Raw genomic sequence first — 26,530 nt, forward strand, 5'->3', positions numbered from 1 at the left:
CTTTTTTATTTTTCTGATTTTCAAAACAGACAAAAAACCGGTATTAGTTATTCACCAATACCAGAAAGTGTAGACCCCATTTTATAGCCGCAGAGCCGTACTTGCAATAAATGAAAAATGTTTTCTCAGAACTATTGCGGTCCAAAAATAAAAGTGCTAGAATCTTCTCATGTCGAAAAATAAATGGTTTCTGAACAAAAAGAAACTATAAATTGGGAGGGTCCGAAGTGTTCTTTAGTAAAGCGCAGGATTATGCAGTGGAGTGTCGGTATCAAAGGGCTGGGCAGGTAATTTCTGAACAGCGTATCTGTCATAATACAACAAAAAAAGAAGCTAGGGCCCAAACTTTTAATCAACTATGTGTTAATGGTCGTTACCGACACGTTGCAGTTGATGATTTGATTGCTATTAAGGTAAAAGCAATTGCAAGTAAAGTAAACTAAGTTAATTTTGAAATTGATAAACAGTCGGTGATTGCTGACTGTTTTTTTATATGCTCAAGTAGCAGTTGAAACCAGGTTAGGGGAAATAATGATTGCGTAAAAGGAAATCAAGTCCTTTTCTTAATTAATAATCGTGGAATTTGCTTTAAAAAGAAGTTGGCGTTCGTTAAGATAGAAATATTGAAAGTCGCTTATAATAAGGTAAAAAAAGGAGAGTTCTAATGGTTGATTATCGAATTGAAGAAGATACGATTGGTCCGGTTAAAATTCCAGTAACAGCATTGTGGGGGCCACAAACCGAGCGTAGTCGGCACAATTTTACAACTGGACCCAAGATGCCACTTACTATTATTCGTGCCTTGCTACAGATTAAACGGGCGGCGGCAATGGCCAATGGCGAGCTAGCACAACTACCAGTGGCCAAGGGGCACTTAATTGCCCTGGCGATTAATCAGTTGCTAGACCTCGATGATGCTGAATTGCAACGGGATTTTCCGTTATCAGTTTATCAAACTGGTTCCGGAACCCAAACTAATATGAACGTTAATGAAGTTGTTGCTCACGTTGCTGCTAAGCTAAATTCAGAGTTGAAAATTTTAGCGAATGATGATGTTAATCATGGGCAAAGTTCTAATGATGTTTTCCCGACGGCGATGAATATTACTGCAAGTATTGCGGTGAACGCTTTAGAGAAAACGGTGACTCATTTAATTACTGAATTGAAGCAAAAGCAAGATAAATATTGGCAAGTCGTTAAGATTGGGCGTACCCACCTACAGGATGCCACACCGATCACTTTTGGCCAGGAAATTAGTGGTTGGGTCAGTATGTTAGAACACGATCAGACCTTTTTAAAACAGTTAAAACCAACGCTTTATGAGCTGGCCATTGGTGGTACGGCCGTGGGCACAGGTTTAAATGCTGCACCGGGCTTTGCGGATAAAGTTGCCGAAAAACTTAGCCAAGTATATAAGCTACCTTTTACGGCCAAAACCAACAAATTTTATGGTCTAGCCGCACATTCGGGCCTAAACGTGGTCCATGGCGCTTTAAAAACGTTGGCTAGTGATTTACTCAAGATTGCCAATGACGTTCGCTTCTTGGCCAGTGGACCTCGTGCAGGCTATGGTGAGCTAACAATTCCGGCCAATGAACCTGGGTCGTCAATTATGCCAGGTAAGGTAAACCCAACTCAAGCCGAGGCGCTCACAATGGCGGCAACGCGAGTTTTAGGCAATGACGTTACAATTGGGCTTGCCGCCAGTCAAGGTAATTTTGAAATGAACGTTTACAAGCCAGTTTTAATTAGTACGTTTTTGGAATCGACTGATTTACTGCAGGGTACCATCCAAGGCTTTACGGATAAATTAATTACGGGTTTAGAAATTAGGCCAACGCGGATGGCAGAGCTAGTTGATCGGTCGTTAATGACCGTTACAGCGTTATCACCACATATTGGTTACCATGCTAGTGCCAAGATTGCCCAGGCAGCAGAGAAGGCGGGAACAAGCTTAGAGGAAGCAGCACTAAAATCTGGGTTGGTTACTCAACAAGAATTTAATGCGTGGGTTGATCCTTTAGCAATGACGAATTTAAAATAGGCTAATTTGCTTGTTGAAAGTTTATAAAAAATAGTTTACCGGAGGAAGTGTGACAAAGAGCCTAGCCGCTTATTCTTTCCGATCATTGCTTTAGAACGTGCGTCAAAAGTTTGAATTTAAACTCAAAACCGATTTTTGCTCCACTCTCAAAATACGTTAAATGAATAAATTATGATTTACTTTAAAATTTAAGCTCTAAGAGAATTATTTAGTCGATAGCCCGCCACTATGGGCTATTTTTGTTTATTAAGTGGTGTAAAACAGAATGAAAATTGACATCTGCTGTTGGCTGAATTAAAATTAAATGACTAATAAATGAAAGAACCCTAATGATTCAATAAATGGTTATGTTATTGGAAGTGAATCGGCGGGAGAGGGAGGTACTCGGGATGAAGTTTACCCGACAGAATTTGTTTGTAAAGAAGCAGGTTGATTTAGAAAAAATTGCCAATTCAAAAGAAGGGTTAGAAAGAAACCTTTCTGCATTTAGTTTGAGCATGATGGGAGTCGGTGCCATTGTTGGCGCCGGTATTTTTATTTTGCCTGGTATTTTGGCCGCAAAATATACGGGGCCAGGGGTTATGTTTTCCTTTCTGTTAGCGGCGGTGGTTTGCTCGATGGCCGCACTTTGTTATTCGGAATTCTCGTCAACAATTCCGTTGGCAGGTAGTGCCTATACGTATATTTATAGCGTATTCGGGGAGTTTATTGCCTGGATACTTGGTTGGGCGTTAATCTCAGAATATTTGTTTGCCGTTTCGTCGGTGGCCGTGAGTTGGTCGGCCTACTTTCAAAATATTCTGGCGGGCTTTGGTTGGAAGCTACCAGCATTTTTATCGGCCGCAATTGGGACGTCAAGCGTTCACGGTGGCATCTTTAATTTACCGGCCTTCTTGATTGTCCTAGTAATCGCTCTTTTGTTAACAGGTGGCGTGTCCGAATCGACACGTGTTAATAATATAATGGTAATGATAAAGATTGGTGTAATTTTGCTTTTTGTTGTGGTTGGCGTATTTTACATTAAGCCGTCAAACTGGCATCCATTTTTGCCATTTGGTATTAATGGAGTTATCTCGGGATCAGCGGTTGCTTTCTACGCTTATATCGGCTTTGATGCTGTATCGACGGCCTCTGAGGAAGTTAAAAATCCTCAGCGTGATATGCCAATTGGGATTATTACATCACTGTTAATCACCACTATTTTATATACGGTTTTGTCTACTGTTTTGACGGGGGTTGTTCATTACACGCGCCTAAACGTTGATGATCCAGTTGCCTTTGCGTTAAACCTAATGCATCAAAATTGGGTAGCGGGTATTGTTTCAGTTGGTGCTGTAGTTGGGATGACTACCGTTTTGCTGGTCATGTCTTACGGGGGAACACGCCTGCTATTTGCGATTAGTCGGGATGGCTTGTTACCAAAATCCTTACACAAATTAAACGCTAAAACGCACGTTCCAGTAGCAAACACCTGGATTTTTGGACTGATTGCGGCTATTTTTGCCGCGGTTATTCCCCTTGATAGAATCGCAGAGTTAGTTAATATCGGGACACTTTTTGCCTTTGCAATGGTTTCGATTGGTGTCGTTTTCTTACGGCGGGACAAAGTCTTAGGTCACGTTGAAAAATCGTTTAAGGTACCATTTTATCCTGTTTTACCAATTGTATCTTTCTTAATGTGTCTTTATTTGATGACAAGATTACGGGCTTTTACTTGGATCGCTTTTATTATCTGGTTAATAATTGGATTAATCGTTTATTTCAGTTACAGTTATCACCACAGTATTGCCCGTGAAACACAATTCAAAGATTGACGCCAAAAGAGGCCAAGACAAAAGTCCTGGCCTCTTATTATTTCCGAACCTTGCTCTAGAACGTGCGCCAAAATCGACTTTTGTCCTGTTTGTTAGGCCTGATACTGCGTCAGATATTTTTGGAAAGGAACTAATGCTTTAGAAGCATAAGTTTGGTTGAATTGGTCGATATCAGTTTGACTGTGGCCGGCCTCTGGGTCAATTACAAGGTGTTCAACCGGAATTGGCCGTTCATTAGCAATTTTAACGTCAATCACAATTGGACCAGTAGCACTGGCGGCCTGATCAAAAGCCGCGCGCAGGTCCGTTAAATTATGAACTGAATAACCTTCTGCACCCATTGCCTTAGCAAAGGTGGCGTAATCTGCGCTGGCCAAGTCAATTCCTGAATGTGGCTGGGGTGTATCGTCTTGTTCGGCTTCAATAAAGCCTAATGAGTCGTTACTTAACACGACATTAATAATTGGCAGTTTATATTTAACGGCGGTGATTAGGTCCTGCATGCCCATTGAAAAACCACCATCCCCGGCAATATTGAAGACTTGGCGTTTTTTGTAATTCAATTGGGCGGCTATTGCAGCAGGAAGACCGTAACCCATAGTGGCAAACCAACCTGAAGTGGTAAATTTCTGGTTAGGTGTCAGCGAAAGTAAACGAATCCCGTCAATTGTCACGTTACCAACATCGACGGCAAAAATCGCATCTTCTTGAGCAATGCGATTAATTTCGGCAAAAATTGGTTCGACTCGTAACGGTATTTGTTTGGCGGTGGCAAAACTTGCAAGCCAATTACGCCAATTTTTATTATTAGCGAGTGCGGCCTGATAAAAACTATTTTTTTCTTTTGGTTGACCTTGTTCAAATAGTTGGCGCATCGTTGTTTTGGCGTCACCTAAAATAGCTACATCTGTATGGTGACGTTTACCCAGTTTAGAAGAATCAATATCGATTTGAATAAATTTAGCCTGAAGATTAAAGGTAGAGGCGGCAAAAGGAAAATCACTGCCGATGAATAAAATCAGATCAGCAGTGGCCACAATTTCATTACCTGGTTTAGAGGCAACACGGCCGGCCGTTCCCATGTATGCCGGGTGATCGTCGGGAATGATTCCCTTAGCCAAAACAGAAGATACGATTGGCATTGAATAATAGTCGGCCAAAGCAACGACCTCATCAGTGGCCCCACGAGTACCTTGACCAATGTAAAGTGTCGGTCGTTTAGCGGCCGTTAATAGTTTAACTGCAGCGTTAATATCGGCCACTTCGGCTTGAGGGTAGCCTTGGCGGTAATTTTTAGCCGTAGCTGTAAAGCTATCTTCAATTTCAATCCAACCGAGATCAGTTGGAATTGTAACAACTGCGACACTGCTTTCCTGATAGGCGTGTTTGATTGCTTGGTCAACCACATGGGGCAATTGCTGCGCCGTTGTGACGGTTCGGTTATAAACTGCAACGTCGTTAAACATTGGATTTTCGTTGAGTTCTTGAAAACCATCGGTATTCATTGTGCTCGTGGCGACTTGACCAACTAAAGCCAGAACAGGGACGTGATCCATTTTTGCATCGTAAAGTCCGTTGAATAAGTGGGTTGCACCAGGGCCGGCCGATCCAAAAGCAACACCAATCTTGCCAGTTAATTTAGCATCGGCTGCTGCGGCCAGGGCGCCAGTTTCTTCATGCCGTACTTGAATATAATTAAGCTCAGAAGTTTCGTGTAGTGCGTTCATAGTTGAATCAAATGAACCACCTGGTAGTCCGTAAAGATGATCAACCTTCCAATCCTTTAAAACATTTAACATTGCGTTTGCGGCTTTGATTTTTGGCATAATTTGGTCCCTCCGCTAGTTAATAAAATTAAATAAATAACTAATTTCAATAGTAACGAGATTATAGTTAGCAGTAAATTTATATGCTGTCTTGCCAGCCAAGTCGATTTGCTTGCTTATCTTTAGTAAGTTGAATATAATCTTAAATTGAAAGCGCATTCTTTATTTGTGATAAGGAGGGATTAGGTTATGAGTAACACGTATAAACAAAGTACAAACGAACAGGCAATTGAAATTGTCAATTTAGACGAATTACAAGAAAGAGCGAAAGCCATCATTCCAGCGGGTGGCTTCGGTTATATTTCAAGTGGTTCTGAGGATGAGTGGACACTAAGGGCCAACCGGGAGGCATTTAATCATAAATTAATTGTACCGCGATCACTGACGGATATGGAGAAACCGCTAATTGATACTAGTATTTTTGGTATTCCGTTAAAAACGCCGGTCATGATGGCACCAACTGCCGCTCAAGGTTTGGCCCATATTGAAGGTGAGGCTGATACGGCTCGGGGTGTTGCTGCGGTTGGCGGATTAATGGCGCAAAGTACCTATTCTTCAAGAACAATCACGGAAACAACGACGGCCGGGAACGGTGCACCGCAGTTCTTTCAACTTTATATGAGTAAAGATTGGTCCTTTAATAATGCATTGCTAGATCAAGCTAAGGCAGCGGGAATTAAGGCGATCATTTTAACGGTTGACGCAACTGTTGGTGGTTACCGTGAGGCCGATGTACGAAATAAATTTTCTTTTCCAATTCCAATGGCCAATTTGGAAAATTTCAGCAAGGACAATGGTGAGGGGAAAGGAATCTCTGAGATCTATGCCGCAGCGGCCCAGAAAATTAGTCCCAAGGACATTGCCCGGATTGCTAACTATACTGATTTACCCGTTATCGTTAAAGGCATTCAATCACCAGAAGATGCGGAATTGGCCATTAGTTCTGGTGCGGCTGGGGTTTATGTTTCTAATCATGGTGGCCGGCAGCTAAATGGTGGGCCGGCTTCCTTTGACGTTTTAGCGTCAGTGGCACAGGTGGTTAATCATCGAGTTCCGGTTATCTTTGATAGTGGTATTCGGCGTGGATCACACGTATTTAAAGCTTTGGCCAGTGGGGCCGATTTAGTAGCCTTTGGTCGCCCGGCCATTTATGGATTAGCTTTAGGTGGCGCGCAGGGCGTTCAATCAGTATTTGAACACATCGATGATGAGCTTAAAATTGTGATGCAATTGGCCGGTACGCAGACAATTGCCGCAGTTAAACAAACGAAACTATTAGATAATCATTTCTAGACTAGAGCATCTCCCCGAGGCTACCTTTCGAACACATTTATACTTGAGCTCATAGTTCATGTAAAGTGGCTTTAAGATCCGCCATCCTGACAGTGCTTGAAAAAGTATTTTTATTGGCACCTTCGTAATTTAGTTTGAATAAACGTGGAACAAAACAAGTTGTGGTTCTAGCTCTGGATTACTTACCGAGTGGTTGGTGTTTTCACCCATTTGGTGATTGAATGCAGATTGGCTACAGTTACTTTTGTCCCACGTTTTTGTTTTGTGAGAAATGCTTAATAAAATGACAAGTTTCTCGCCAATTGCTTGTGAATATTCCGCTGCTTACTTATAATAGACTTATTTGAAAAGACGAAAAGAGGCCTGCCCGTCGAACTCTTTAGCAGCATAAGGCGGAAGGCCATTTGTATTGTAGATAGTTCTTAAAAATGAAAAAGGAGCCAAAAATATGGCGAATTACGTGACAATAGATGAGACGGCGCATTATGTTCCAGAAAAGGTTGTCACCAACGATGAGCTGGCTGCCTTAATGCCCACCAGTGATGCTTGGATTCAAAGTCATACGGGAATTAAAACGCGCCACATTGCGCTGGAACAAAATACATCTGATTTGGCCGCTAAGGTTGCCACAAAATTATTACAACAGGCCAATCTGGCGGCTACTGATATTGATTTAATTATCGTTTCAACAATTACACCTGATTATTTGACACCGGCAACTGCTTGTCTGATGCAAGATAAGGTTGGGGCGACAAATGCAGTTTGTTTTGATATTAGCGCAGCCTGTGCGGGCTTTATTTTTGCGGCTAGCACAGCAGAAAAGTTTTTACGCCGTGGTCAATTTAAGCATGCTTTGGTGATTAGCGCCGAAACGAATTCAAAAATGATGGATTGGCAGGATCGGACAACAACGGTCTTCTTTGGCGATGGCGCTGGGGGAGCATTGTTAAGTCAAACCGCCGATGCCAGCAAGGAAAGTTTTTTAGCGGAACAGTTAGAAAACGATGGCCGACAACATGAAGTTATTGAAAGTGGTGCAGTTAAGCCCCTTTCAACAATTAGTGCAACGCACCGACCTGAGATTGCCCCCTTTAAAATGCAGGGACGCGCGGTTTTTGATTTTGCCACTACGGCCGTCCCAAAACAAATCCAGCAGTTATTAACCCAACAGCACTTAACCGCAGATGATGTGGATCTCTTTGTCTGCCACCAAGCCAATTTACGGATTATTGAGGGAATTGCAGCAAAGTTAATGCAACCAATGACTAAGTTTCCAGTTAATGTGTCGGAGTACGGGAATACGTCCTCGGCTGGGGTCCCAATGGCTTTAGACCAAGCACTGCAACACCAATTTACTGGTAAAATAATTGTTTTATCCGGTTTTGGTGGGGGTCTAGCTTACGGTAGCTTATTAATACGTCTTTAGAGGAGCGTGGTTTCGGTGGAAATTAATGAGTTGAAGGAAATTTTAGGGGTTTTAAGGGAAAGTGGTTTTAGCGAAGTTGATTTGCAAACGGAGCAATTTCACTTGCGAGTTAAACAGGCAGGAGCCACAGTTGCTGTGGATGAACCGGCAATTGAAAAAAAAGAAACGGGGACAACGGTGAAAAGCCCGATGGTTGGGATTATTCACTTGCTAGATGAGCAAAAGAATCCGTTAGTCGAAGTTGGCACAGAGGTTAAGGCCGGTGATATTTTGGCCCAAATTGAAAGTATGAAGTTATTTAATGATATCAAAAGTCCTGTGACCGGGACTGTTACGGCAGTAAAGGTTAGCGACAGTCAAGGCGTTGAATTTTCAACGCCTCTGTTTATTATTCAAGGTGTTGACTAATGTTTAAACGTGTTTTAATTGCCAATCGTGGGGAAGTTGCTTTGCGAATTATTCAGGCCTGTCGCAAGTTAAAAATCGAAACGGTAGCAATTTACGCTAAAGTGGAAGAAAATAGTCGCTTTGTTCAGGCGGCCGATTTTACTTATTGTGTTGGTCCTAATACTGCCCAATCAAGTTACTTAAATCGTGAAGGAATCCTAATGGCCGCCTTATTAAGTGGTGCTGATGCAATTCATCCTGGGTATGGCTTTTTAGCTGAAGATGCACTATTTGCAGAGATGTGTGCGGAATGTGATTTAACTTTTATTGGACCTAAGCCCGCAATGATTCGATTAATGGCGGACAAGGCTGCGGCTAAAAATTACGCTAAAACCCAAGGTGTGCCCATCATTCCAGGCGCAAGCGCCATTACAAGTGCTAATCAACTGAAACAGGCCGCCCAAGCGGTGGGTTACCCAGTTATGTTAAAGGCCAGCTTAGGTGGCGGCGGTAAAGGGATGCGCGTTATCTATAACGAGGCGCATTTGCAGCAAAAATACCACCTCATCCAAGAGGAAGCACAGCAGACCTTTTTAAATGATGCCATTTATTTGGAGAAGTATTTAACGGTGGCCCGACATATTGAAGTACAAATTTTAAAGGATCATGTTGGCAATCTTCAGATTGTTGGTGATCGAGAATGTAGTTTACAACTTAACCACCAAAAAGTAGTGGAAGAGAGTTCTGCGACTATTTTGCAACCACAGCAACGGCAGCAATTATACGATTTAGCTAAACGGTTATTGGCCAAATTGGATTATTGTGGTTTGGGAACTTTAGAATTTTTGTTCGCTAATCAGCAATTTTACTTTTTAGAAATGAATACACGTTTACAGGTCGAGCATGGTGTGACTGAATTAACCTCTGGAATCGATTTAGTGACAACTCAAATTAAATTGGCTGCGGGGCAAACGGTTCGGCCCGGAATTTTACCGTTTAGTGGGCACGCCATTGAGGTTCGTCTCAATGCACAGGCCGATGCAAAGCAACATTTACTGGCAACCGGCAAGTTAACCCAATTTTGTTTTTCAGCAACTGAGCGAATTGATACCGGTTATCAAAAAAACGATATTATTCAACCTTACTACGATGCTTTACTGGCAAAATTAATCGTTAGCGCTACGACACGAGAACAAGCAATTGCCAAAATGCAGCAAACTCTAAAGCATACCCACGTGACGGGAGTAGGAACTAATTTAGCAACCTTAAGCCAAATTCTGAATTCACCAGCATATAATGCCAATCAGATCGATATTCATTTTCTGGAACAAATGGAGGGGGCAGTTCAATGAGTCATTTACCCAAGACTAACCTTTGGCAAACCTGTTCTGCCTGTAAACGTCACGTTCATCAAGGACAATGGGGTAAATTTAACGTTTGTCCTTACTGTGGCCACTACCAACGCTTGAATGCCAAGCAACGCCTAACATTATTGACGGATACAAAAAGCTTTACGGCTTTACCCCCAGTAAACATTAAACAACAACGTCATTTCCCGGGTTATACTGTGAAATTACAAGCGGCCCAAGAAAAAACTGGTGAGGTGGAAGCTTTTCTCGCCGGAACGGCAATGATAAAACAGCAAAAAGTAGTTATTGGTGTAATGGATAGTCAATTTATGATGGGGACCCTTAATACCGTTGTTGGCGCGGGCATTCGCCAGGCAATCAGAACTGCTTTGAACCAGCGGTTGCCTTTGATCTTAGTTATTGCTTCCGGTGGTGCGCGAATGCAAGAAGGAATTTTATCGTTACTACAGATGAACACTATTTTGGCTGAACTGACCAAACTAAATGAGGCTGGTATTCTGACCATTTCAGTTTTAACGGATCCAACAATGGGTGGTGTGACCGCTAGTTTTGCTCTGGAAAGTGATTTTGTATTCGCCGAACAGGGTGCCACAATAGGTTTTGCAGGTAAGCGGGTGATTCAGCAAACGAATTCGGCTGCGTTACCGACTGATTTTCAAACGGCGGAGCGCCTTTATCGTCAAGGCTTTTTGGATGCCGTTATTAAGCGCGAAAATTTACGGACTTACCTTGGCTGTTTATTAATGATTCAGGCAGGTGATTTAAATGAGTGATGCTTTAAAGGTGATTCGTAGTGCCAATAGAATTGGGACGCAACAAGTTATTGCGCAGTTAATAACGAATTTTTTTCCACTGCACGGTGATCGTGTCAGTGGCGATGATCCAGCACTGACGGTTGGTACTGGTTTGTTTCATCAACGGGCGGTAGTTGTTGCTGGAGTGAATCGTGGTGCCACGTTAGAAGAACGCCAGCGTTACCATTTTGGTGCTGTAGCGCCGGCGGGGTACCGTAAATTTATTCGTGGACTTGAATTAGCAGAAAAATTTAGCCGACCGGTGATTACTTTGATCAATATGCCAGGGGCTGACGCTAGCGTTGCGGCGGAAGATGACGGACAAAACCTGGCTATTGCTGACGCTATCACTAAAATGAATGGTTTGCGGGTTCCCAATATTGCTGTTTTTCTTGGCGAAGGCGAAAGTGGGGGGGCATTAGCTCTAGCAACATCCAACCGTTTAATTATGTTCACTAACAGTCTATATTCGGTTGCTTCACCAGAGGCGATTCAAACGATCTTAAAGGGTCATGTGGCTGCTAAGCAAACACTTGACCATATTCTACCAATGCAAGCCGCAGCACTTAAAAAATTGGGCCTAACTGACGTTGTATTACCAGAAACGGGCGATTTAATGCAAAGCTTAGATAATGCCTTACAACAACAATTAGCGCAACTAAGCAAGTTATCGGCCGCGGAGTTAATTGAACAGCGCCAGAATAAATATTTAGAATTGGTCGCACAATTTGCCGAGTAGTTTTATTGAAAATTAAGCACAAAAAAAGACTGGAATCTCCAGTCTTTTTTTGTGCTTAATTTGTATAAGGATCAGCGTTATTTGAACCAGCATCAGTAGCCTGACCTTGACTATTTTGTTGTGTTTCAAGATTATTAACTTTTTCCTTTGGTAAATTGAGCTGTGTGCGGATTAAAGAAGAAATACGATTTAATTCTTTAGTTGTTGCAACCTGATAAGAACCGCCGTCAATTGTAGCGTTCTGACCTTGTAAGTGATCATCAACCATATTAGTAGCAGCGGACTTATAGTTCTTTTGAATGGTTTGCATGTTCTTGAAGGTTAAATCAGTTTGAACATTATCACTCATTGATTGCAGAATATCATCAAAGTTCCATAATGTTTTAACGGAAACAGCGCTCTTAACGATAGATTCGATAACCTGACGTTGGCGCTTTTGTCGGCCGTAGTCGCCTTCAGGGTCATCGTAACGCATCCGTGAATAGGCTAATGCTTGCTTACCATTTAAATGCTGGCTACCTTTTTTAAAGGAATTACCATCATATTTAAAAGCAAATGGTGCATCAATTGTTACACCACCTACTGCGTTAACAATTCGTTGAATACCGCCCATATTGACGGTTACATAATAATCAATTGGAATATTTAATAGCTCTTGGGTTGTATTGATTGCCATTGCCGAGCCGCCATAACTGTAAGCCGAATTAATTTTTTCTATGTAATTAGCACCCTTACCGACGATGTGTGCCTTAGTGTCCCTGGGAATACTGACCATTGTCAATTGCTTATTTTGTGGATTGACAGTTGCGACAATCATTGTATCAGAACGACCATGGTAGGTCCGTCCTAGTGCACCAGTATCCGTTCCAAGTAATAAAATCGAAATTGGTTTCTTAGCGTCCAAAGTTGTTTGTGGGCTACGTTGGTGATTAGTACCGCTTTCTTTTTTGTAAACTTTGTTAGCCGTATTCTGGACATCATGGTACATCTTGTACGCGTAGGCGCCACCGCCAACAATTAGGACTAAGATGATGATCAAAAAGGTGTAGAGGACGGTGTGGCGTTTTTTCCGTCCATTATGGTGGTGATTGTGGTGCTGTGCGCGCCGTTTTGTTTGTTCTGACATAATTTTTCTCCTTTTGTAACTTTTCATACTTGCAGTATACTACAAAAATTCACACAAAAGACTAATTTACGGCCATTTTTAATAAATCACATAAAAATAATACTAAAAAGAGTCAGTGTACAAACTAATGTCTAAAAAGCTTGTACATTGCCCCTGTCTAGCAAAATAATAAATTTAAAGTCCAATGTTACTTAACGTGTTTACTGCATCGCGGAATTCATCCTGCCGTTGACTTCGTTTAGCGGTTGGTCCAGGAACTTCAGTCATATCAATTCGAACAACGCAATTTCGTAACAAATTAACCAACGTTGTATCGTTCATTTCGATATACAGATTGTCAGCAGTCACTTTTTTACAAGCGTCCTGCCAGACCGCAGTTTCAGTGGCCTCTGAATAAATATTACGTTTGATAATTGCTTTACCATCAATTGTGTGAAATGTAATGTCAAAATACTTTCCCATAACTGGATCACCTACTTTAGTTTCTTCCATTATAACGCTTTCTTGTAGTTAATGTTAGTTAGCGCAAAGCGAGCTAATATTAGGAGACAATACCGGTGATTGGCGTACGGCCACTAATTTTAAAAGATTAATACTTTTCTCATTGGTTTTTCATTTTTGGTCAAAAGTGCTAAACTGAAAACTATCTTATTAGTTAAGGCGTGATCAAATGGGCATTTTTATTCAAAGTGTTGAGGGTGTTTTTGTCATTCTTGGCATGATTGTTGTTGGCTACTGTCTTGCACGTGCAGGGTGGTTTGATGAAAAAAGTAGTAAATTAATTGCTAGATTAGTGACGCAAATTGCGTTACCGTGCTATATGCTTGATACGATCATGACGGATTTTACGACGAAGGAATTAAAGCAGTTATTGCCGGACCTTAAATTTCCAGTTGTTTCAATGCTGATTTTATTTGGTATTTCGGTGGCGGTTGCAAGAGTCCTGCAGATTAGGAAGTCACGTCGTGGTTTGTTTGAATCCATGTTTTTCAATTCCAATACTGTTTTTATTGGTTTGCCAATCAATATGGCATTGTTTGGATCAAAAAGTTTACCCTACGTTTTGGTCTATTACATGGCTAATACGACTTTCTTCTGGACTTTAGGCGTTTATCTGATTAAGCGTGATGGGGACAGTACTGAGAAACTTAATTTGTGGACAACCGTGAAAAAGGTTTTCTCGCCACCATTGCTTGGTTTCATGGTGGCCGTTATTTTAGTGATCTTACATATTAAATTACCAGCATTTTTGATGTCCGATTTTAAGTATATTGGTGGTTTAACAATTCCACTATCCATGTTTTTCATTGGGATTGCGATTGAAGGCGCAGGATTACGACAAATGAAGCTCTCCCGTTACAGTCTCGGAATTTTATTTGGCCGGTTCTTACTGGCACCAATTTTAATGAGCTTATTGGTTATACCATCGGGAATGCCGTTACTGATGAAACAGGTTTTCATCTTACAGTCAGCAATGCCCGTTATGACCAACGCACCAGTAGTTGCAAAACTATACGGAGCGGATGCCGACTATGCTGCGTTAATGGTTACTGAATCAACCTTACTTAGTTTAGTGGTAATACCGATTTTAATGACACTTATAAAACAATGAGTTACTAAAAATGAGGTTCCATTTACAAGCTAGACCGCGTTAGAAAATTACTTTTGTTAGTATTTTTCTAAGTAGTTGGGTCCAAACGTGCTTGTTAATGGAATCTCATTTTGATTTGCTATTTATAAAAAATGTTCAGTACGTGTTTTAAACGTACTTATGTTAGATTGAATGACGAAGCAATTTAGCGATGTCTTTTACCCGGTTATAATTTAGAAAACCTGGGTGCCATCTTTATCAACCACTAGTGAACTTAGAGAAGCATCTGGGCAAACCGAAGCCAGTTCGGCCTTGATTTTTTCCGTTAAACTATCACGGCACATCACGATAATGGTTGGACCAGCACCAGAAATGAAAGTACCGTATGCACCTAAGACTTTAGCCTTTCGGCGTATTTCTTTAAGGTGGGGAACAAAATTATCCCGGTAACGTTCTTGTAATAGGTCGCGTTCCATCATTTCTCCTGCTAAATTTAGATCGCCATTTAAGATTGCGGCGATCATGACGTTAGCCACAGCGCTACCTTCAATCGCTTGACGGTAAAGAACGGTATGTGGCAGAACTTCACGACTTTTAACCGCGGGTAGCTTTTTATTGGGGACACAAAGAATGAAGTCCGACTCGGGAAAAAGATGGCGAACGGAATAAACTTGATCGCCAGAAACTGCGGCCGTAACAAAATTACCACGAACGGCGGGGGCAACGTGATCAGGGTGTTGCTCAATTTGTGTAGCGATTGTGATTTTTTCTTCTTGACTCAACGTTAATTGGGCCAAACGATTGGCCAGCTCAATGCCGGCAACAACTGCGGCTGCACTGCTCCCAAGCCCACGCTCAATGGGAATATCCGAAGTTAAAATTAATTTATGCGGCTTAATATGTGGTGCAACGTGTAATGCCGTTTGTACGACAAGATTAGTGGCGTCAGTGGCAACTAGAGGCCCAAGATTATGTTGAACTTCCCACGAATCAGCACTGGCACCAACTTGTACACGTAGATAAAGTGCTAACGCAAGACCGCATGAATCAAGTCCTGGTCCAAGGTTGGAGGTCGTTGCGGGAACTTGGATTTTCATAATGTTCCTCCTTAATGAATAAACGTGAAGCATCGTGTCACGCCATTCAACTCAATAAATTAGAAATAGATTAAAGAACGATTTAAAAATAATTATAACGAATCTGGTGATTTTACGCTAGTCTCTGGCCAAGTTTTTTATTTATAATAGTGTTAATTTTTAGGAAAATTCGGTACTATGGGGGTAGTTAATCAGGTCTTTTCTGTAATTAGGGTCTCCGATTGACTACTGGCGGTAGCAATCAAAATTAAGTAAATTTTGTGGTTAAAGGCGCGGCAGAGTAGTAGAGCGCGATCAATAGCAAAAAGTAAATTATGCCTATTTAAGGCGAACGGATAGACTGTTATCTGATAAAATAGTGTTAAAGAGTGGCGATGCGGTATTTTTTAGGCACGTTTAAATAACACTAAGTAAAACAGTTTCAAGATACATTTGATAAAGAAGGGGAAGTAAATGGTCAAATTGATGTTATTACGTCACGGTGAAAGTACGGCCAATCGGGAAAATGTTTATACTGGTTGGTCGGATGTTCCGTTAACGGCGCAAGGAATTCAAGAGGCTCATCAGGCTGGCCAGCTTATTCGACGAACTGGTTTAAGTTTTTCGGCAGTGCACACTTCCTACCTGAAACGTGCCATTATAACGGCCAACATTGTTATGGACGAGTTGGATCAGAGCTATTTGCCGATTTATAAAACCTGGCGTTTGAATGAACGTCACTACGGGGCACTTCGGGGTCAAAATAAGGAGGCAACGCGCCAAGAATATGGAGTTGAGCAGGTTGCCAAGTGGCGGCGGAGCTACACAACAGTGCCACCAAAATTGACGCAGCCAGATTTTGAACGACGTTACACACGTCTGGGTTATGATTTTGAGCCGCGGGCAGAGAGCCTACAGATGGCCCTGCAACGATTAGTTCCTTACTGGCTTGATCAAATTGGTCCACGGTTGATTGACCATAAAAACCAATTAATCGTGGCTCATGGTAGTACTTTGCGGGCCTTAATTAAGTACTTAGAAAATATTTCTGATCAGGGGATTGACGGTGTTGAAGTTGCTAATGGACAACCAATTTTATACACGTTACGTTCAGACCTTAGCATTCAAGATAAACAAATTTTGACTTCCTAGGGTGAGCTTTGATTTAACTAAGGTGTCAAATGTGTTCGCACTACATTAGTTAGCATTAATAAAAGCGATTTTTGAGCACTTTGCTGATTTAACCGCATGTGGCTTTTCTTTATTACACACACGGCACTAAAATGGTTAGAAAAAAATAAAGAGGCTGGGACAAAAAGTCCTAGCCTCTTACTGTTTCCAAACATTGCTCTAGAATGTGCGCCAAAAGTCTGGATTAGCCTACGTTACGCAGTAAACCCAAAACCGACTTTTGCCACACTCCCCTTTATTTTTTGCTGTCAAACACGTTTAGGATTGATCTTCGTCCTCTAATTCGTTTTCTTCATCTGTGTCTGATTTTGGTATTTTATCCAATCGAGTTAAGCGGTGTAATTTATGGAAATAAGGTTTACCTAAAATTAATGGCACGTGTTCAACCAATGAATCGGCGTACTCTAAACCAAACCAAGTCGTTGGGGTAATCGTAATTTTCTGGAGAAATAGGCGCAGTTGAATGATTACTTTTCCCCAGCCGTTAATCTGTGTTTCTGGCGATAGATTTTCTTGAATTAAAACAAAGGAGAAGTCACCAACTTTGCGATCAGGAATTGTTGTGTAACGCTGCGGTTGCCGTGGTAGCTGACCACTCTTCATCATATCCGCGATAATTTGGCGGAGAAAGACGTTGACATGTTGCTCCATGCGGAAACCTAAATAAAGTTGTACGTTCACCATGTAGTCCGTATCGAACATTTCAGTTGTGTAAGAAGCGGTGTACGGCTCATCGGTAACGTTAACGGTCACGAACCAATAGACTTCGGCCCGTTTTGGGCGCTTATCTAAGATCGAATATAAAATATCCTTTTTTATTCGATATTTATCTTTGACCCGGGTCATGTAGACTAAGTTTGTTGTAAATAGTGGGTAGTCAGCATCATTTTTTAAATCATTAAGTTGATTCTTGTAGGCCAGAAGCGAAACGTCTTCAGTGTGGTAAGATTTATTATTTTTAATATAATCACCATATTGCCAAATAAACATGATTGCCAAAATGACAAAAGCAATGAAAGCAGTGACGTAGCCACCATGAAGAAACTTAGCAGCACTAGAAATGAAGAAGATCAGTTCAATTGAGCCAAAGAAAAGAACCATTAACCAGGCCAAAATAGGTTTGGCGTTTTTACTGCGTAGATACTGGTAAAGCAGTAAGGTTGTCATTAACATCGTCACCGTAATTGCCAGGCCGTAAGCGGCTTCCATTGCGGAGGAAGTGCGGAAGAACATGACAATTGCTAGACAGGCCAACCATAGAATTAAGTTAACCGACGGAATATAAAGCTGCCCTTTTAAATTGGTAGGGTAGACAATGTGCAAACGTGGTAAGAGTTTTAATTTGATGGCCTCAGAAACCAAAGTAAATGATCCAGAAATTAAGGCCTGGGATGCAATAATAGCGGCCAAAGTGGCCATTGCTATTCCGAACAGTCGCAACCACTGGGGCATGATTTCAAAAAAGGGATTAAAATCGGTAACGTGATTATAAGCAGTCGTGTGTGCGTGCTGAATAATCCAAACGGCCTGGCCAAAATAATTTAAAATTAAGCAGATTTTAACGTAGGGCCAGGTGCCGTAAATATTTGCCCGGCCAACGTGACCTAAATCAGAGTACAGGGCCTCAGCACCGGTTGTCGCTAGGAAAACACTGCCAAGAATCAGTAGGCCAAGTTTATTTTCTGGGCTAACTAGTAATTTAATGGCGTAATAGGGATTGAGTGCCCGCAAAATACTAAGGTCCTGGCTGATATAGCTAAGACCAAGTACACCAATAAAGGTGAACCAAATAAGCATGATTGGGCCAAACGCTCTACCAATAATCTCAGTACCGAAACGTTGAATAAAGAATAAGAAAGTGAGAATGACCATGGTCCACAAAATAACGTGGCCTTGTGTCGCAATTGGAATGTGATTAGCAATCTTCATTCCCTTTAGGCCCTCAATTGCGGTGGTAACCGTAACTGCCGGGGTTAGCATACCATCGGCCAATAATGCAGCGCCACCTATCATAGCTGGAATGACCAACCACCGGGCCCGCCGGCGAACTAGCGTGTAAAGGGCGAAAATACCACCTTCACCGTTGTTATCGGCACGCAGAGCAATTCCAACGTATTTAATGGTTGTTAGTAAAGTAATTGTCCAGAAAATGAGTGAAACGCTACCAACGATAAAATCATAGGAGACGTGGTCCATGCCGCCGTTACCGTTAATGATTGACTTCATAACGTAGAGTGGTGAGGTTCCGATATCACCGTATACAACGCCCAGCGTTATTACTAAACCTGCGGCGGATAGCTTATGCTGTGGTTGTTTTTTTGTTTTTTGTTCTAGGGAATTCATCTTAAGTAACCTACCTTTATTCGAAGATTCGTCATCAATACATTATAGCTGTTCAATTTAAGATTGCCATCCTTAAGCAGCATTTTCTAAATAAAAATAAGGGTATTTGGTAAAAGATATTCGTGGGTTTTGACTAAAATATTTTGGACCATAAAAAGGCTAGGACAAAAGTCCTAACCTCTTATTGTTTCCGAACATTACTTTAGAACGTGCACCAAAAGTCTGGACCTACGTTACACAGTAAATCCAAAACCGACTTTTGGCCCACTCCTGTAAAAAAATTTATTAACGGCCAGCTAGTGCACCCATTGGATCCCATGGTTCAAGCACCTTTGGATCTTCTTCGGTAACTTTTTTTAAGTCAGCTGGTAAATATTTTTTATTAATCACAATTTGATAAACATATTCATCAAACCAAGCATCACTCATAACGAAATAGCCTTTTTCGCCGACTTTATCCCCCCATGAGTTTTCGACTTTCCATTTGGTTGGCTTGTCATCAACTAGGTCAACACCAGTAATTACCATGGCGTGTGTCATTAGGCTTTCACCGTAATCCAGTCGTTCGGCCTTTGTCATACCAAAGTCAACGTCAAAAAGTTCATCTGCTTTATAGATTTCAGGATCCATAATTCCAACTTTACGATCAGAAGATTGGCCAACATCGCTGCCGAACCAAACACTTTCACCAGCTTGTAGTTGTTCAATTGCCAATTGCTTGAAGGTTGCAATATCCAAGTTTAAATGCTGAACGCGCCGACCACCAACAACGTTACCCAACATTTCAATCGTGTACATGTGATTATAGGGTTTATCATCGGTTGGTGCGTTGATAATCGATTGGTAGTCATCCAAGTTCCAACCAACGTATTTTTTAAAAAATGTTTGTGGCGTCAAATTGCGATCGAGGTGATAAGCCTTATCATCATCGCGGTATTCAAAATCAAATTTAACGGGTGGCTCCCCTAAAGCGTAAACTAAAATCCGGTAATCTTCATTTAGCATTTGATTACGGGCAGTATTAATATTGGTTTCACTGGCATTAGTGGCCACCATTTGGCGCAAAGTAACGGCGTCTTTGCGCAGTTTAAGGTTAAGTGTGCTGTTAAGTTCTGAAGAACGTGAACTGTTATACGTTTCTGGCATCACGGACTTCGGTACAATACCATACTTAGCAATTAAAGCCGTCAACATGTCCCACTGACCACCATCCTGTTGTGGTGTTGCCATTAAAAAGGCAACCTTACGGCTACTGGTTGGTTCAGTTGCAGTACTAAGAACATTTTCGTAAAAATAATTTGATTTTTCAAACTTATCCCAAAAGTTAGTGTAATTTTGCGACAATTCAAAATCTTTAAGGTTGAACTGATCGGCTAATGAACGGCGCATTGTATTTAAGGCCGCAAACATCCAGCAACGGCCACTTTGTTTTTGATCCGCAACTTTTTCAGCTGTTAGATCAACTGAAAAAGTTTGGGTCATGGCAACCTTTGCGTCAGTATTCTCACTTGCAGCAAGGATACCATTATTCATAACGGCCCGTTTTAAAGAAGCTGCTTGGGGGTGCTTTTGTAAATTCTCTTGATATTGTTTGAGTATCTCTGGTGTAATCTCCTGACTCAATTTAGTCACTCTCCTTAATTCATTTTAAATCTAAATAACAGACTTAAAATACGTTAGAATGCCATTATTCTAGTACAATTAAGGCTAATAGTAAACTTCGAATACTTGCTATTTGGCGAGTAGTCCTTGATATTCCGGCTTGCGTTGGAAGAAGGATTTAGCGTAAGAACAGATTGGCATAATTTTAACGTTACTGGCCTGTGCACGTTGAATAACAGCCTTAACTAATTGACTAGCGATTCCTTCTCCACGGTGATCATCGCGGACAAAGGTGTGATCAATAGCGTAGACAGTCCCATCGTGTAATTCTTGAAAAGTAATTTCAGCAATTAAGCGACCAGCAGCATCATTTTTAAAGTAACGTCCAGGTTCATATTGAAATCCCATTGTGGTCAGCCTCGCTTTCTATTTCTAACTTCAGTTTAAAAGATTCGCACGTTAAAGGCAAGAAAGGGTTTACATAAATTGGCAATCAAGGAATCAAAAAAACATGCTATGATAGAACAAGTTTTTAAAATTGAGGGAGCGATTAAAGTGAAAAAACGTGGATTTGGAATTGTAGAACGGTATCAAGGACAAGGGCTAACCTTACCCAAACGATCAACTAAACAGGCGGCGGGCTATGACTTTGCTGCGGCAGAAGATTTTGCTTTACCAAGTATTTGGAAAAGTGGTTTTGTGAAATTATTTTGGCAGCTCAAGCATGGAACGCCGTTAAAGGATGAAGATTACGTGCAGGCAAATAAAGTTTTAAAGCCCCGCTTAGTTCCTACAGGCATTAAGGCCTACATGCAAGAGGATGAGGTCTTAATCTTGGCCAATCGTTCAAGCAATCCGTTAAAACGCGGTTTGATTTTACCCAATGGTGTTGGCGTAATTGATGCCGATTACTACAATAATGATCAAAACGAAGGTGAAATCTTCTTCCAACTAGTTAATTTAGGGGTACGCGATTTAGTGATAAAAAAAGGTGAGCGGATTGGTCAGGGAATTTTCATGCCTTACCTTAAAAGTGATCAGGATGATGGTGGGACTGCAGAACGGCTTGGTGGCTTTGGTTCATCAGGACGCTAAAGTAGCAGGCAAAACTCGGTCCTACGCCGTATTAAGCTTATTTAATTTATGGTAAACTAAGATGTATTTAAAAATTATTTTTATACGTAAATTTAATGACCATTTTAGTGCAAAAATAGTTAAAAATGTTGCTACTTAGGTTTGATAGCGTCATTAAGTAAGTTATCCGTTTTTGATTTTTTAACCAAGCGACTAGTTGATTCTCGTTGCTGATTAAGCTAATGCGGTGAAAGCTGGGCTTTTTTAAATAATTTCTAAATGAAGAAGATAAGTACTAGAAAGGGGCTATTTTGTGACAAAACAAAAAACACAATATGTTTGCCAGAGCTGTGGTTATATTTCACCACGCTTTTTAGGCCGTTGCCCAAACTGTGGGGCCTGGAATCAGATGGTTGAAGAGTTAGTTGCGGCTAAAAAACCGGTAGCCAATGCTCAGACTAATTTGGCGGGCAAGGTGTCTAAGCCGGAATTAATGAATCAAGTTAACATTGAAAAAGAACCACGTGTTAAGACAAAAATGGTTGAATTAAATCGAGTACTGGGTGGCGGAATCGTTCCTGGTTCTTTAGTGCTGGTTGGTGGTGATCCGGGGATTGGTAAATCAACCTTGTTACTCCAAGTTTCTGGTCAATTAAGTGAGTTAGGCGAGCGAGTGCTTTACGTTTCCGGTGAAGAGAGTGCCTCGCAAATTAAAATGCGTGCTGGACGACTAGGTGTCTCTGGGCAAGGACTTTATTTATACCCGGAAACAGATATGGTCAGTATCAAACAACAGATTAATGAGCTGAAGCCGGCCTACGTCATTATTGATTCAATTCAAACCATGCAAGAGCCGGAATTAAGCTCGGTTGTGGGCAGTGTTTCGCAAGTTCGTGAAGTAACCGCTGAATTGATGAAATTGGCCAAGCAGAATCAAATTACGATTTTTATTGTTGGACACGTGACTAAAGATGGGTCAATTGCGGGTCCGAAAATACTGGAACACATGGTTGACACAGTTTTGTACTTTGAAGGCGATCGGAACCGAACTTTCCGAATTTTACGGGCGGTTAAAAATCGCTTTGGTTCAACTAACGAAATTGGTATTTTTGAGATGCATAACGGTGGTCTACATGAAGTTAAAAACCCCTCGGAGATCTTTCTTGAGGAACGCTTGGAAGGAGCTACCGGCTCAGCGGTGGTTGTATCGTTAGAGGGAACGCGGCCGATTCTAGTTGAAATTCAGGCGTTAGTGACACCAACAGTTTTTGGTAATGCAAAGCGGACTACTACGGGGCTGGACCATAACCGAGCGGCCCTAATTATGGCAGTGCTAGAGAAGCGAGCAAACCTAATGTTGCAGAATCAGGATGCTTATTTAAAGGCCGCTGGTGGCGTTAAGCTTGATGAGCCGGCAATTGACTTAGCAATTGCGGTTAGTGTTGCTTCCTCATACCGCGACAAGGAAACGAGACCGACGGATTGTTTTATTGGTGAAATTGGTTTGACTGGGGAGATTCGGAGCGTTAATCGAATTGAACAGCGAATTAAGGAAGCGGCTAAACTTGGTTTTAAGCGTGCTTTTGTACCACGCAATAATATGAAGGATGTTGAAGTTCCTAAGTCAATTCAGATTATTACTGTCACGACAATTGCGGAGGCTTTAAAAAAAGCATTTAGTTAGAGCAACTTGGCTAATTTTAATTGTACTGTAACAGCCGAGTGATTCTAGCAAAAATAGTTTTGGAACACACCTTGGAAAGGAGGAATATTATGCGTAAACGAATTGTAACTATTTTATTAGTTTTAATTGGTGCCTCACTAGGAGCAACCGCGCTACCAATTTTATGGCAAATAACTGGTCTGGTCCAAGTTCATTATTTAAATAACGTAGTAACTGACCTATTAATCGGGGCAGTACTGTTTTACCTGCTATCATTCGCAATTACTGGACCAATCGTTCGTTTAGCTGATCAATTTTTTAAACGAACGGAGAACTTTATTAGCAAACAGTCGCCAGTTTATGTTTTATTTGGCAGTATTTCGACGATTATTGGCCTAATTTTGGCCAACATTATTTCGATTCCATTATACCGAATGAACTTTTTTGTGTTTAACACGGTGGCACCAATTATTATCATGTTAGTTTTAGGCTACCTAGGTTTTCGGGTTGGGACGACCCGGACTGAGGATTGGCGTAAGCTATTTCAGTCACGGGGAAAGAAGCAGGTCATTGAATCTCCGGATGATAAGGTCTTGGAGCGTAAGGTTGATGACAACTTTCATAAGTACAAAATTTTGGATACAAGTGTCATAATTGATGGCCGGATTTATGAGATTGCCAAAACAGGTTTTCTTGAGGGCACTTTGTTAATTCCAAATTTTGTGCTGCATGAACTGCAGCTAATTGCTGATTCGGCTGATTCGCTGAAACGTGCCAAAGGTCGGCGGGGATTAGATATTTTAAATGATCTTCAAAAGACCGATGCGATGCCGGTTGAAATGTATGATGGTGATTTTGAGGATCTAACTGAGGTTGATGGTAAGCTGATTAAATTGGCCAAATTATTGGATGCCATTGTGGTAACCAATGATTTCAACCTTAATAAAGTGAGTGAATTTCAAAATGTTCCGGTTTTGAATATTAATGAGTTGGCGAACACATTAAAACCAGTAGTCATTCCTGGTGATGGGATGACCGTTACGGTTGTTAAATCAGGAACCGAGCGCCAACAAGGAGTTGCCTATTTGGATGACGGAACCATGATTGTTGTTGAGGATGGTCAATTCTACATGAATAAAAAGTTGGCGGTTATTGTGACTAGCGCTTTACAAACGGCGGCTGGGCGAATGATCTTTGCTAGGCCAGCACACGCACAAAAAGGGATCCGCGAAAAGAACAAGGACTAGGCCTTATTTCCCGGGAAATAAGGAACTGGTACCTTTACAAGTAACTAACTAAACAGGTACAATAAAAGGGCAATTGCGGCCAGAATATGGGATCGCAAAATTAAAAAAGAGGCGGAAATTAAATTGGCAGACAAACAAATTCGCGTGCGGTATGCACCGAGTCCGACAGGCCACTTACACATCGGTAATGCTCGAACAGCATTATTCAACTATCTTTTTGCACGACATAATAACGGGAAGTTTATTATTCGGATTGAAGACACGGATACAAAACGGAACGTTGAGGGTGGCGAAAAGAGTCAGCTAACGATGCTAAAATGGCTTGGGATTGATTGGGATGAAGGTCCTGACAAACCAGGTGATGTTGGCCCATACCGGCAATCAGAACGTAAAGAGATTTACCTACCATTGATTCAGGATTTACTTGATCGTGGTTTGGCCTATGAATCTTACATTACTGAGGATGAACTAAAGGAACAACGTGAGGCTCAAAAAGCACGCAAAGAAATGCCGCACTATGAAGATGAATATGCAGGTTTAAGCGCTGAAGAAAAGCAGGCTAAGATTGATGCTGCTAAGGCCAAAGGGGTTAAGCCAGTTGTTCGTTTTCACGTTCCTGTTCATAAGAAATACGAATTTGAGGATATGGTTAAAGGTCACATTGAATTTGACTCCGATTCCATTGGTGGCGATTTCGTCATTTTAAAGCGTGATGGCATGCCAACTTATAACTTTGCTGTTGTCGTGGATGATCATTTGATGAAAATTAGTCACGTTTTGCGTGGGGACGACCATATTGCCAATACACCAAAACAATTAATGATTTACGAAGCCTTTAACTGGGAACCACCAGTTTTTGGTCACATGACCTTAATTATTAATACGTTAACTGGTAAAAAGCTATCTAAACGTGATGAATCAACCTTACAATTTATTGAACAATACCGTGAATTGGGTTATTTACCAGAAGGTATGTTTAACTTTATTACTTTACTTGGCTGGTCACCAGTTGGGGAAGACGAGATTTTTACCCAAAAACAATTAATTAAGATGTTTGACCCTAATCGTTTAAGTCGCTCACCAGCTAAATTTGATGCTAAGAAGTTAGAGTGGGTTAACAATCAGTACATGAAGAAAACTGATGATAGCCGGGTAACGGACCTAGTCTTGTACCAATTAATTAAGGCTGGTCGTTTACCAGAAAATCCGGATACAAAGACGATTGAATGGGCACGGATGCTTACTAGTTTGTACCACGACCAGATGAGTTATGCGGCTCAGGTTGTTGAAGAATCAGATGTTTTCTTCACTGAACCACCGGCACTTGATGATGATGCTAAAAAAGAATTAGCGGTTGAATCAGCGCCAACTGTTTTACAGCACTTTGCAAAATTGGTTAAGGAAATCAAAATTTTTGATGCCACTGAGATTAACAACGTTATTCAATCAGTTCGTAAGGAGACTGGCGTAAAGGGACGGCAATTGTACATGCCAATTCGGATTGCCACAACGCGTGAAATGCACGGACCCCAGATTGCTGAATCCATTGAATTACTTGGGCGTGAGAAAACGTTACACCATTTAGAAGTAACGTTGAAGGAATTGACCAACTAAAATACTGATAATTTCAGTGATTGATAAGAAAGTGGGACAAAAGTTAGTTTTGGGTTTACTGCGTAACGTAGGCTAATCCAATAACCTTACTATGGTTATTAGATTGGCTGTAGTTAGGCACGTGAAACCAGACTTTTTGGCGCACAGTAATACTCGGAAAGAATAGGCTCTCTGTCAAATCCTGTTGATAGCCAATTTTACAGTGTTAGAAGTTAGGCAACTTCTAATGCTGTTTTTTTATTTGGTTTGGTGCGCATTTGTTGTAGTTTGATCCGTGAAACTAAATGGTGATAGTTGCGAAAACCAAAGG

22 protein-coding genes are annotated in these 26,530 nt (G+C 41.3%); 15 read left to right on the forward strand and 7 right to left on the reverse strand.

Annotated elements, in window-relative coordinates:
- Positions 1–227: 227 nt before the first annotated feature.
- From EKM61_RS07790 to EKM61_RS07800, 3 genes are all read left to right on the forward strand, one after another.
- Positions 228–443, forward strand: coding sequence for a hypothetical protein (locus EKM61_RS07790; protein WP_068222941.1), 216 nt, complete (start codon positions 228–230; stop codon positions 441–443).
- Between the two features lie 221 nt (positions 444–664).
- Positions 665–2,044, forward strand: coding sequence for a class II fumarate hydratase (locus EKM61_RS07795; protein WP_068222947.1), 1,380 nt, complete (start codon positions 665–667; stop codon positions 2,042–2,044).
- A 389-nt stretch (positions 2,045–2,433) separates the two neighbouring features.
- Positions 2,434–3,858 carry an APC family permease gene (locus EKM61_RS07800; RefSeq protein WP_068222949.1) on the forward strand — a complete coding sequence of 475 codons (1,425 nt, stop codon included), beginning with the start codon at positions 2,434–2,436 and terminating at the stop codon, positions 3,856–3,858.
- Positions 3,859–3,950: 92 nt separating this feature from the next.
- Here the strand turns inward: EKM61_RS07800 and spxB are convergent, their stop codons facing one another.
- Entirely contained in the window at positions 3,951–5,684 is a 1,734-nt protein-coding gene (spxB, locus tag EKM61_RS07805) for a pyruvate oxidase (RefSeq protein WP_225359761.1), read from the reverse strand.
- A gap of 189 nt (positions 5,685–5,873) precedes the next feature.
- Here spxB and EKM61_RS07810 point away from each other — a divergent pair, with 189 nt between their 5' ends.
- The 6 genes from EKM61_RS07810 to accA all read left to right on the forward strand — a co-directional run bounded on the left by EKM61_RS07810 (position 5,874) and on the right by accA (position 11,693).
- Positions 5,874–6,977, forward strand: a complete 1,104-nt coding sequence (locus tag EKM61_RS07810) for a lactate oxidase (protein WP_068222953.1) — start codon at positions 5,874–5,876, stop codon at positions 6,975–6,977.
- Positions 6,978–7,425: 448 nt separating this feature from the next.
- Positions 7,426–8,403, forward strand: a complete 978-nt coding sequence (locus EKM61_RS07815) for a beta-ketoacyl-ACP synthase III (RefSeq protein ID WP_068222955.1) — start codon at positions 7,426–7,428, stop codon at positions 8,401–8,403.
- Between the two features lie 15 nt (positions 8,404–8,418).
- Positions 8,419–8,811, forward strand: a complete 393-nt coding sequence (locus EKM61_RS12205) for an acetyl-CoA carboxylase biotin carboxyl carrier protein (RefSeq protein WP_068222958.1) — start codon at positions 8,419–8,421, stop codon at positions 8,809–8,811.
- Positions 8,811–10,142, forward strand: coding sequence for an acetyl-CoA carboxylase biotin carboxylase subunit (locus tag EKM61_RS07825; RefSeq protein ID WP_068222961.1), 1,332 nt, complete (start codon positions 8,811–8,813; stop codon positions 10,140–10,142). The genes EKM61_RS12205 and EKM61_RS07825 overlap by 1 nt, the downstream gene beginning before the upstream one ends.
- Positions 10,139–10,933 (forward strand): acetyl-CoA carboxylase carboxyltransferase subunit beta, encoded by a 795-nt coding sequence (locus tag EKM61_RS07830; RefSeq protein ID WP_068222963.1) that lies wholly within the window; start codon positions 10,139–10,141, stop codon positions 10,931–10,933. The genes EKM61_RS07825 and EKM61_RS07830 overlap by 4 nt, the downstream gene beginning before the upstream one ends.
- Positions 10,926–11,693 (forward strand): carboxyltransferase subunit alpha, encoded by a 768-nt coding sequence (gene accA, locus EKM61_RS07835; RefSeq protein ID WP_068222969.1) that lies wholly within the window; start codon positions 10,926–10,928, stop codon positions 11,691–11,693. Before EKM61_RS07830 ends, accA begins: the two co-directional genes overlap by 8 nt.
- 55 nt (positions 11,694–11,748) lie before the next feature.
- On the opposite strand, the gene EKM61_RS07840 is transcribed toward accA, so the two are convergent.
- Both EKM61_RS07840 and EKM61_RS07845 read right to left on the reverse strand, forming a co-directional pair.
- Positions 11,749–12,819: an LCP family glycopolymer transferase gene (locus EKM61_RS07840; RefSeq protein WP_068222979.1), complete on the reverse strand. Its 1,071-nt coding sequence runs from the start codon at positions 12,817–12,819 to the stop codon at positions 11,749–11,751.
- A 174-nt stretch (positions 12,820–12,993) separates the two neighbouring features.
- A complete protein-coding gene (locus tag EKM61_RS07845) occupies positions 12,994–13,311 on the reverse strand; it encodes a chromosome partitioning protein ParB (protein WP_225359762.1) in 318 nt (105 codons plus the stop codon).
- Positions 13,312–13,489: 178 nt separating this feature from the next.
- Between EKM61_RS07845 and EKM61_RS07850 the strand changes: the two genes are divergently transcribed.
- Positions 13,490–14,431 carry an AEC family transporter gene (locus EKM61_RS07850; RefSeq protein ID WP_068222982.1) on the forward strand — a complete coding sequence of 314 codons (942 nt, stop codon included), beginning with the start codon at positions 13,490–13,492 and terminating at the stop codon, positions 14,429–14,431.
- Positions 14,432–14,643: 212 nt separating this feature from the next.
- On the opposite strand, the gene thrB is transcribed toward EKM61_RS07850, so the two are convergent.
- Positions 14,644–15,507, reverse strand: coding sequence for a homoserine kinase (thrB, locus tag EKM61_RS07855; protein ID WP_068222985.1), 864 nt, complete (start codon positions 15,505–15,507; stop codon positions 14,644–14,646).
- Between the two features lie 453 nt (positions 15,508–15,960).
- On the opposite strand from thrB, the gene EKM61_RS07860 reads away from it, so the two are divergent.
- Positions 15,961–16,638 carry a 2,3-bisphosphoglycerate-dependent phosphoglycerate mutase gene (locus EKM61_RS07860; protein ID WP_068222988.1) on the forward strand — a complete coding sequence of 226 codons (678 nt, stop codon included), beginning with the start codon at positions 15,961–15,963 and terminating at the stop codon, positions 16,636–16,638.
- Between the two features lie 297 nt (positions 16,639–16,935).
- On the opposite strand, the gene EKM61_RS07865 is transcribed toward EKM61_RS07860, so the two are convergent.
- The 3 genes from EKM61_RS07865 to EKM61_RS07875 all read right to left on the reverse strand — a co-directional run bounded on the left by EKM61_RS07865 (position 16,936) and on the right by EKM61_RS07875 (position 21,030).
- Positions 16,936–19,020: a KUP/HAK/KT family potassium transporter gene (locus EKM61_RS07865; RefSeq protein WP_068377029.1), complete on the reverse strand. Its 2,085-nt coding sequence runs from the start codon at positions 19,018–19,020 to the stop codon at positions 16,936–16,938.
- A 285-nt stretch (positions 19,021–19,305) separates the two neighbouring features.
- Complete coding sequence (locus tag EKM61_RS07870) at positions 19,306–20,643, reverse strand: C1 family peptidase (RefSeq protein WP_068222994.1); 1,338 nt, start codon at positions 20,641–20,643, stop codon at positions 19,306–19,308.
- A gap of 108 nt (positions 20,644–20,751) precedes the next feature.
- A complete protein-coding gene (locus EKM61_RS07875; RefSeq protein ID WP_068222997.1) occupies positions 20,752–21,030 on the reverse strand; it encodes a GNAT family N-acetyltransferase in 279 nt (92 codons plus the stop codon).
- A 147-nt stretch (positions 21,031–21,177) separates the two neighbouring features.
- Between EKM61_RS07875 and EKM61_RS07880 the strand changes: the two genes are divergently transcribed.
- From EKM61_RS07880 to gltX, 4 genes are all read left to right on the forward strand, one after another.
- Entirely contained in the window at positions 21,178–21,717 is a 540-nt protein-coding gene (locus tag EKM61_RS07880) for a dCTP deaminase/dUTPase family protein (protein ID WP_178378338.1), read from the forward strand.
- 292 nt (positions 21,718–22,009) lie between these two features.
- Positions 22,010–23,380, forward strand: coding sequence for a DNA repair protein RadA (gene radA, locus EKM61_RS07885; RefSeq protein WP_068223000.1), 1,371 nt, complete (start codon positions 22,010–22,012; stop codon positions 23,378–23,380).
- An 89-nt stretch (positions 23,381–23,469) separates the two neighbouring features.
- The gene (locus EKM61_RS07890) at positions 23,470–24,606 is read left to right on the forward strand and encodes a PIN/TRAM domain-containing protein (RefSeq protein ID WP_068223002.1); all 1,137 of its coding nucleotides are present in this window, start codon (positions 23,470–23,472) and stop codon (positions 24,604–24,606) included.
- A 123-nt stretch (positions 24,607–24,729) separates the two neighbouring features.
- Positions 24,730–26,220, forward strand: coding sequence for a glutamate--tRNA ligase (gene gltX / locus EKM61_RS07895; RefSeq protein WP_068223005.1), 1,491 nt, complete (start codon positions 24,730–24,732; stop codon positions 26,218–26,220).
- Positions 26,221–26,530: the final 310 nt, after the last annotated feature.

Source organism: Loigolactobacillus backii, from assembly GCF_003946275.1.
Classification (GTDB): Bacteria; Bacillota; Bacilli; order Lactobacillales; family Lactobacillaceae; genus Loigolactobacillus; species Loigolactobacillus backii.

Excerpts from the sequence above, each read along its gene's own strand:
- EKM61_RS07845 (WP_225359762.1), bottom strand. The coding sequence starts at position 13,311 with ATGGAAGAAACTAAAGTAGGTGATCCAGTTATGGGAAAGTATTTTGAC.
- EKM61_RS07815 (WP_068222955.1), top strand. The coding sequence starts at position 7,426 with ATGGCGAATTACGTGACAATAGATGAGACGGCGCATTATGTTCCAGAA.
- EKM61_RS07875 (WP_068222997.1), bottom strand. The coding sequence starts at position 21,030 with ATGGGATTTCAATATGAACCTGGACGTTACTTTAAAAATGATGCTGCT.
- EKM61_RS07890 (WP_068223002.1), top strand. The coding sequence starts at position 23,470 with ATGCGTAAACGAATTGTAACTATTTTATTAGTTTTAATTGGTGCCTCA.
- EKM61_RS07850 (WP_068222982.1), top strand. The coding sequence starts at position 13,490 with ATGGGCATTTTTATTCAAAGTGTTGAGGGTGTTTTTGTCATTCTTGGC.
- accA (WP_068222969.1), top strand. The coding sequence starts at position 10,926 with ATGAGTGATGCTTTAAAGGTGATTCGTAGTGCCAATAGAATTGGGACG.
- EKM61_RS07840 (WP_068222979.1), bottom strand. The coding sequence starts at position 12,819 with ATGTCAGAACAAACAAAACGGCGCGCACAGCACCACAATCACCACCAT.
- EKM61_RS07860 (WP_068222988.1), top strand. The coding sequence starts at position 15,961 with ATGGTCAAATTGATGTTATTACGTCACGGTGAAAGTACGGCCAATCGG.
- EKM61_RS07800 (WP_068222949.1), top strand. The coding sequence starts at position 2,434 with ATGAAGTTTACCCGACAGAATTTGTTTGTAAAGAAGCAGGTTGATTTA.
- EKM61_RS07825 (WP_068222961.1), top strand. The coding sequence starts at position 8,811 with ATGTTTAAACGTGTTTTAATTGCCAATCGTGGGGAAGTTGCTTTGCGA.
- EKM61_RS07865 (WP_068377029.1), bottom strand. The coding sequence starts at position 19,020 with ATGAATTCCCTAGAACAAAAAACAAAAAAACAACCACAGCATAAGCTA.
- EKM61_RS07810 (WP_068222953.1), top strand. The coding sequence starts at position 5,874 with ATGAGTAACACGTATAAACAAAGTACAAACGAACAGGCAATTGAAATT.
- spxB (WP_225359761.1), bottom strand. The coding sequence starts at position 5,684 with ATGCCAAAAATCAAAGCCGCAAACGCAATGTTAAATGTTTTAAAGGAT.
- EKM61_RS07795 (WP_068222947.1), top strand. The coding sequence starts at position 665 with ATGGTTGATTATCGAATTGAAGAAGATACGATTGGTCCGGTTAAAATT.
- thrB (WP_068222985.1), bottom strand. The coding sequence starts at position 15,507 with ATGAAAATCCAAGTTCCCGCAACGACCTCCAACCTTGGACCAGGACTT.
- EKM61_RS07830 (WP_068222963.1), top strand. The coding sequence starts at position 10,139 with ATGAGTCATTTACCCAAGACTAACCTTTGGCAAACCTGTTCTGCCTGT.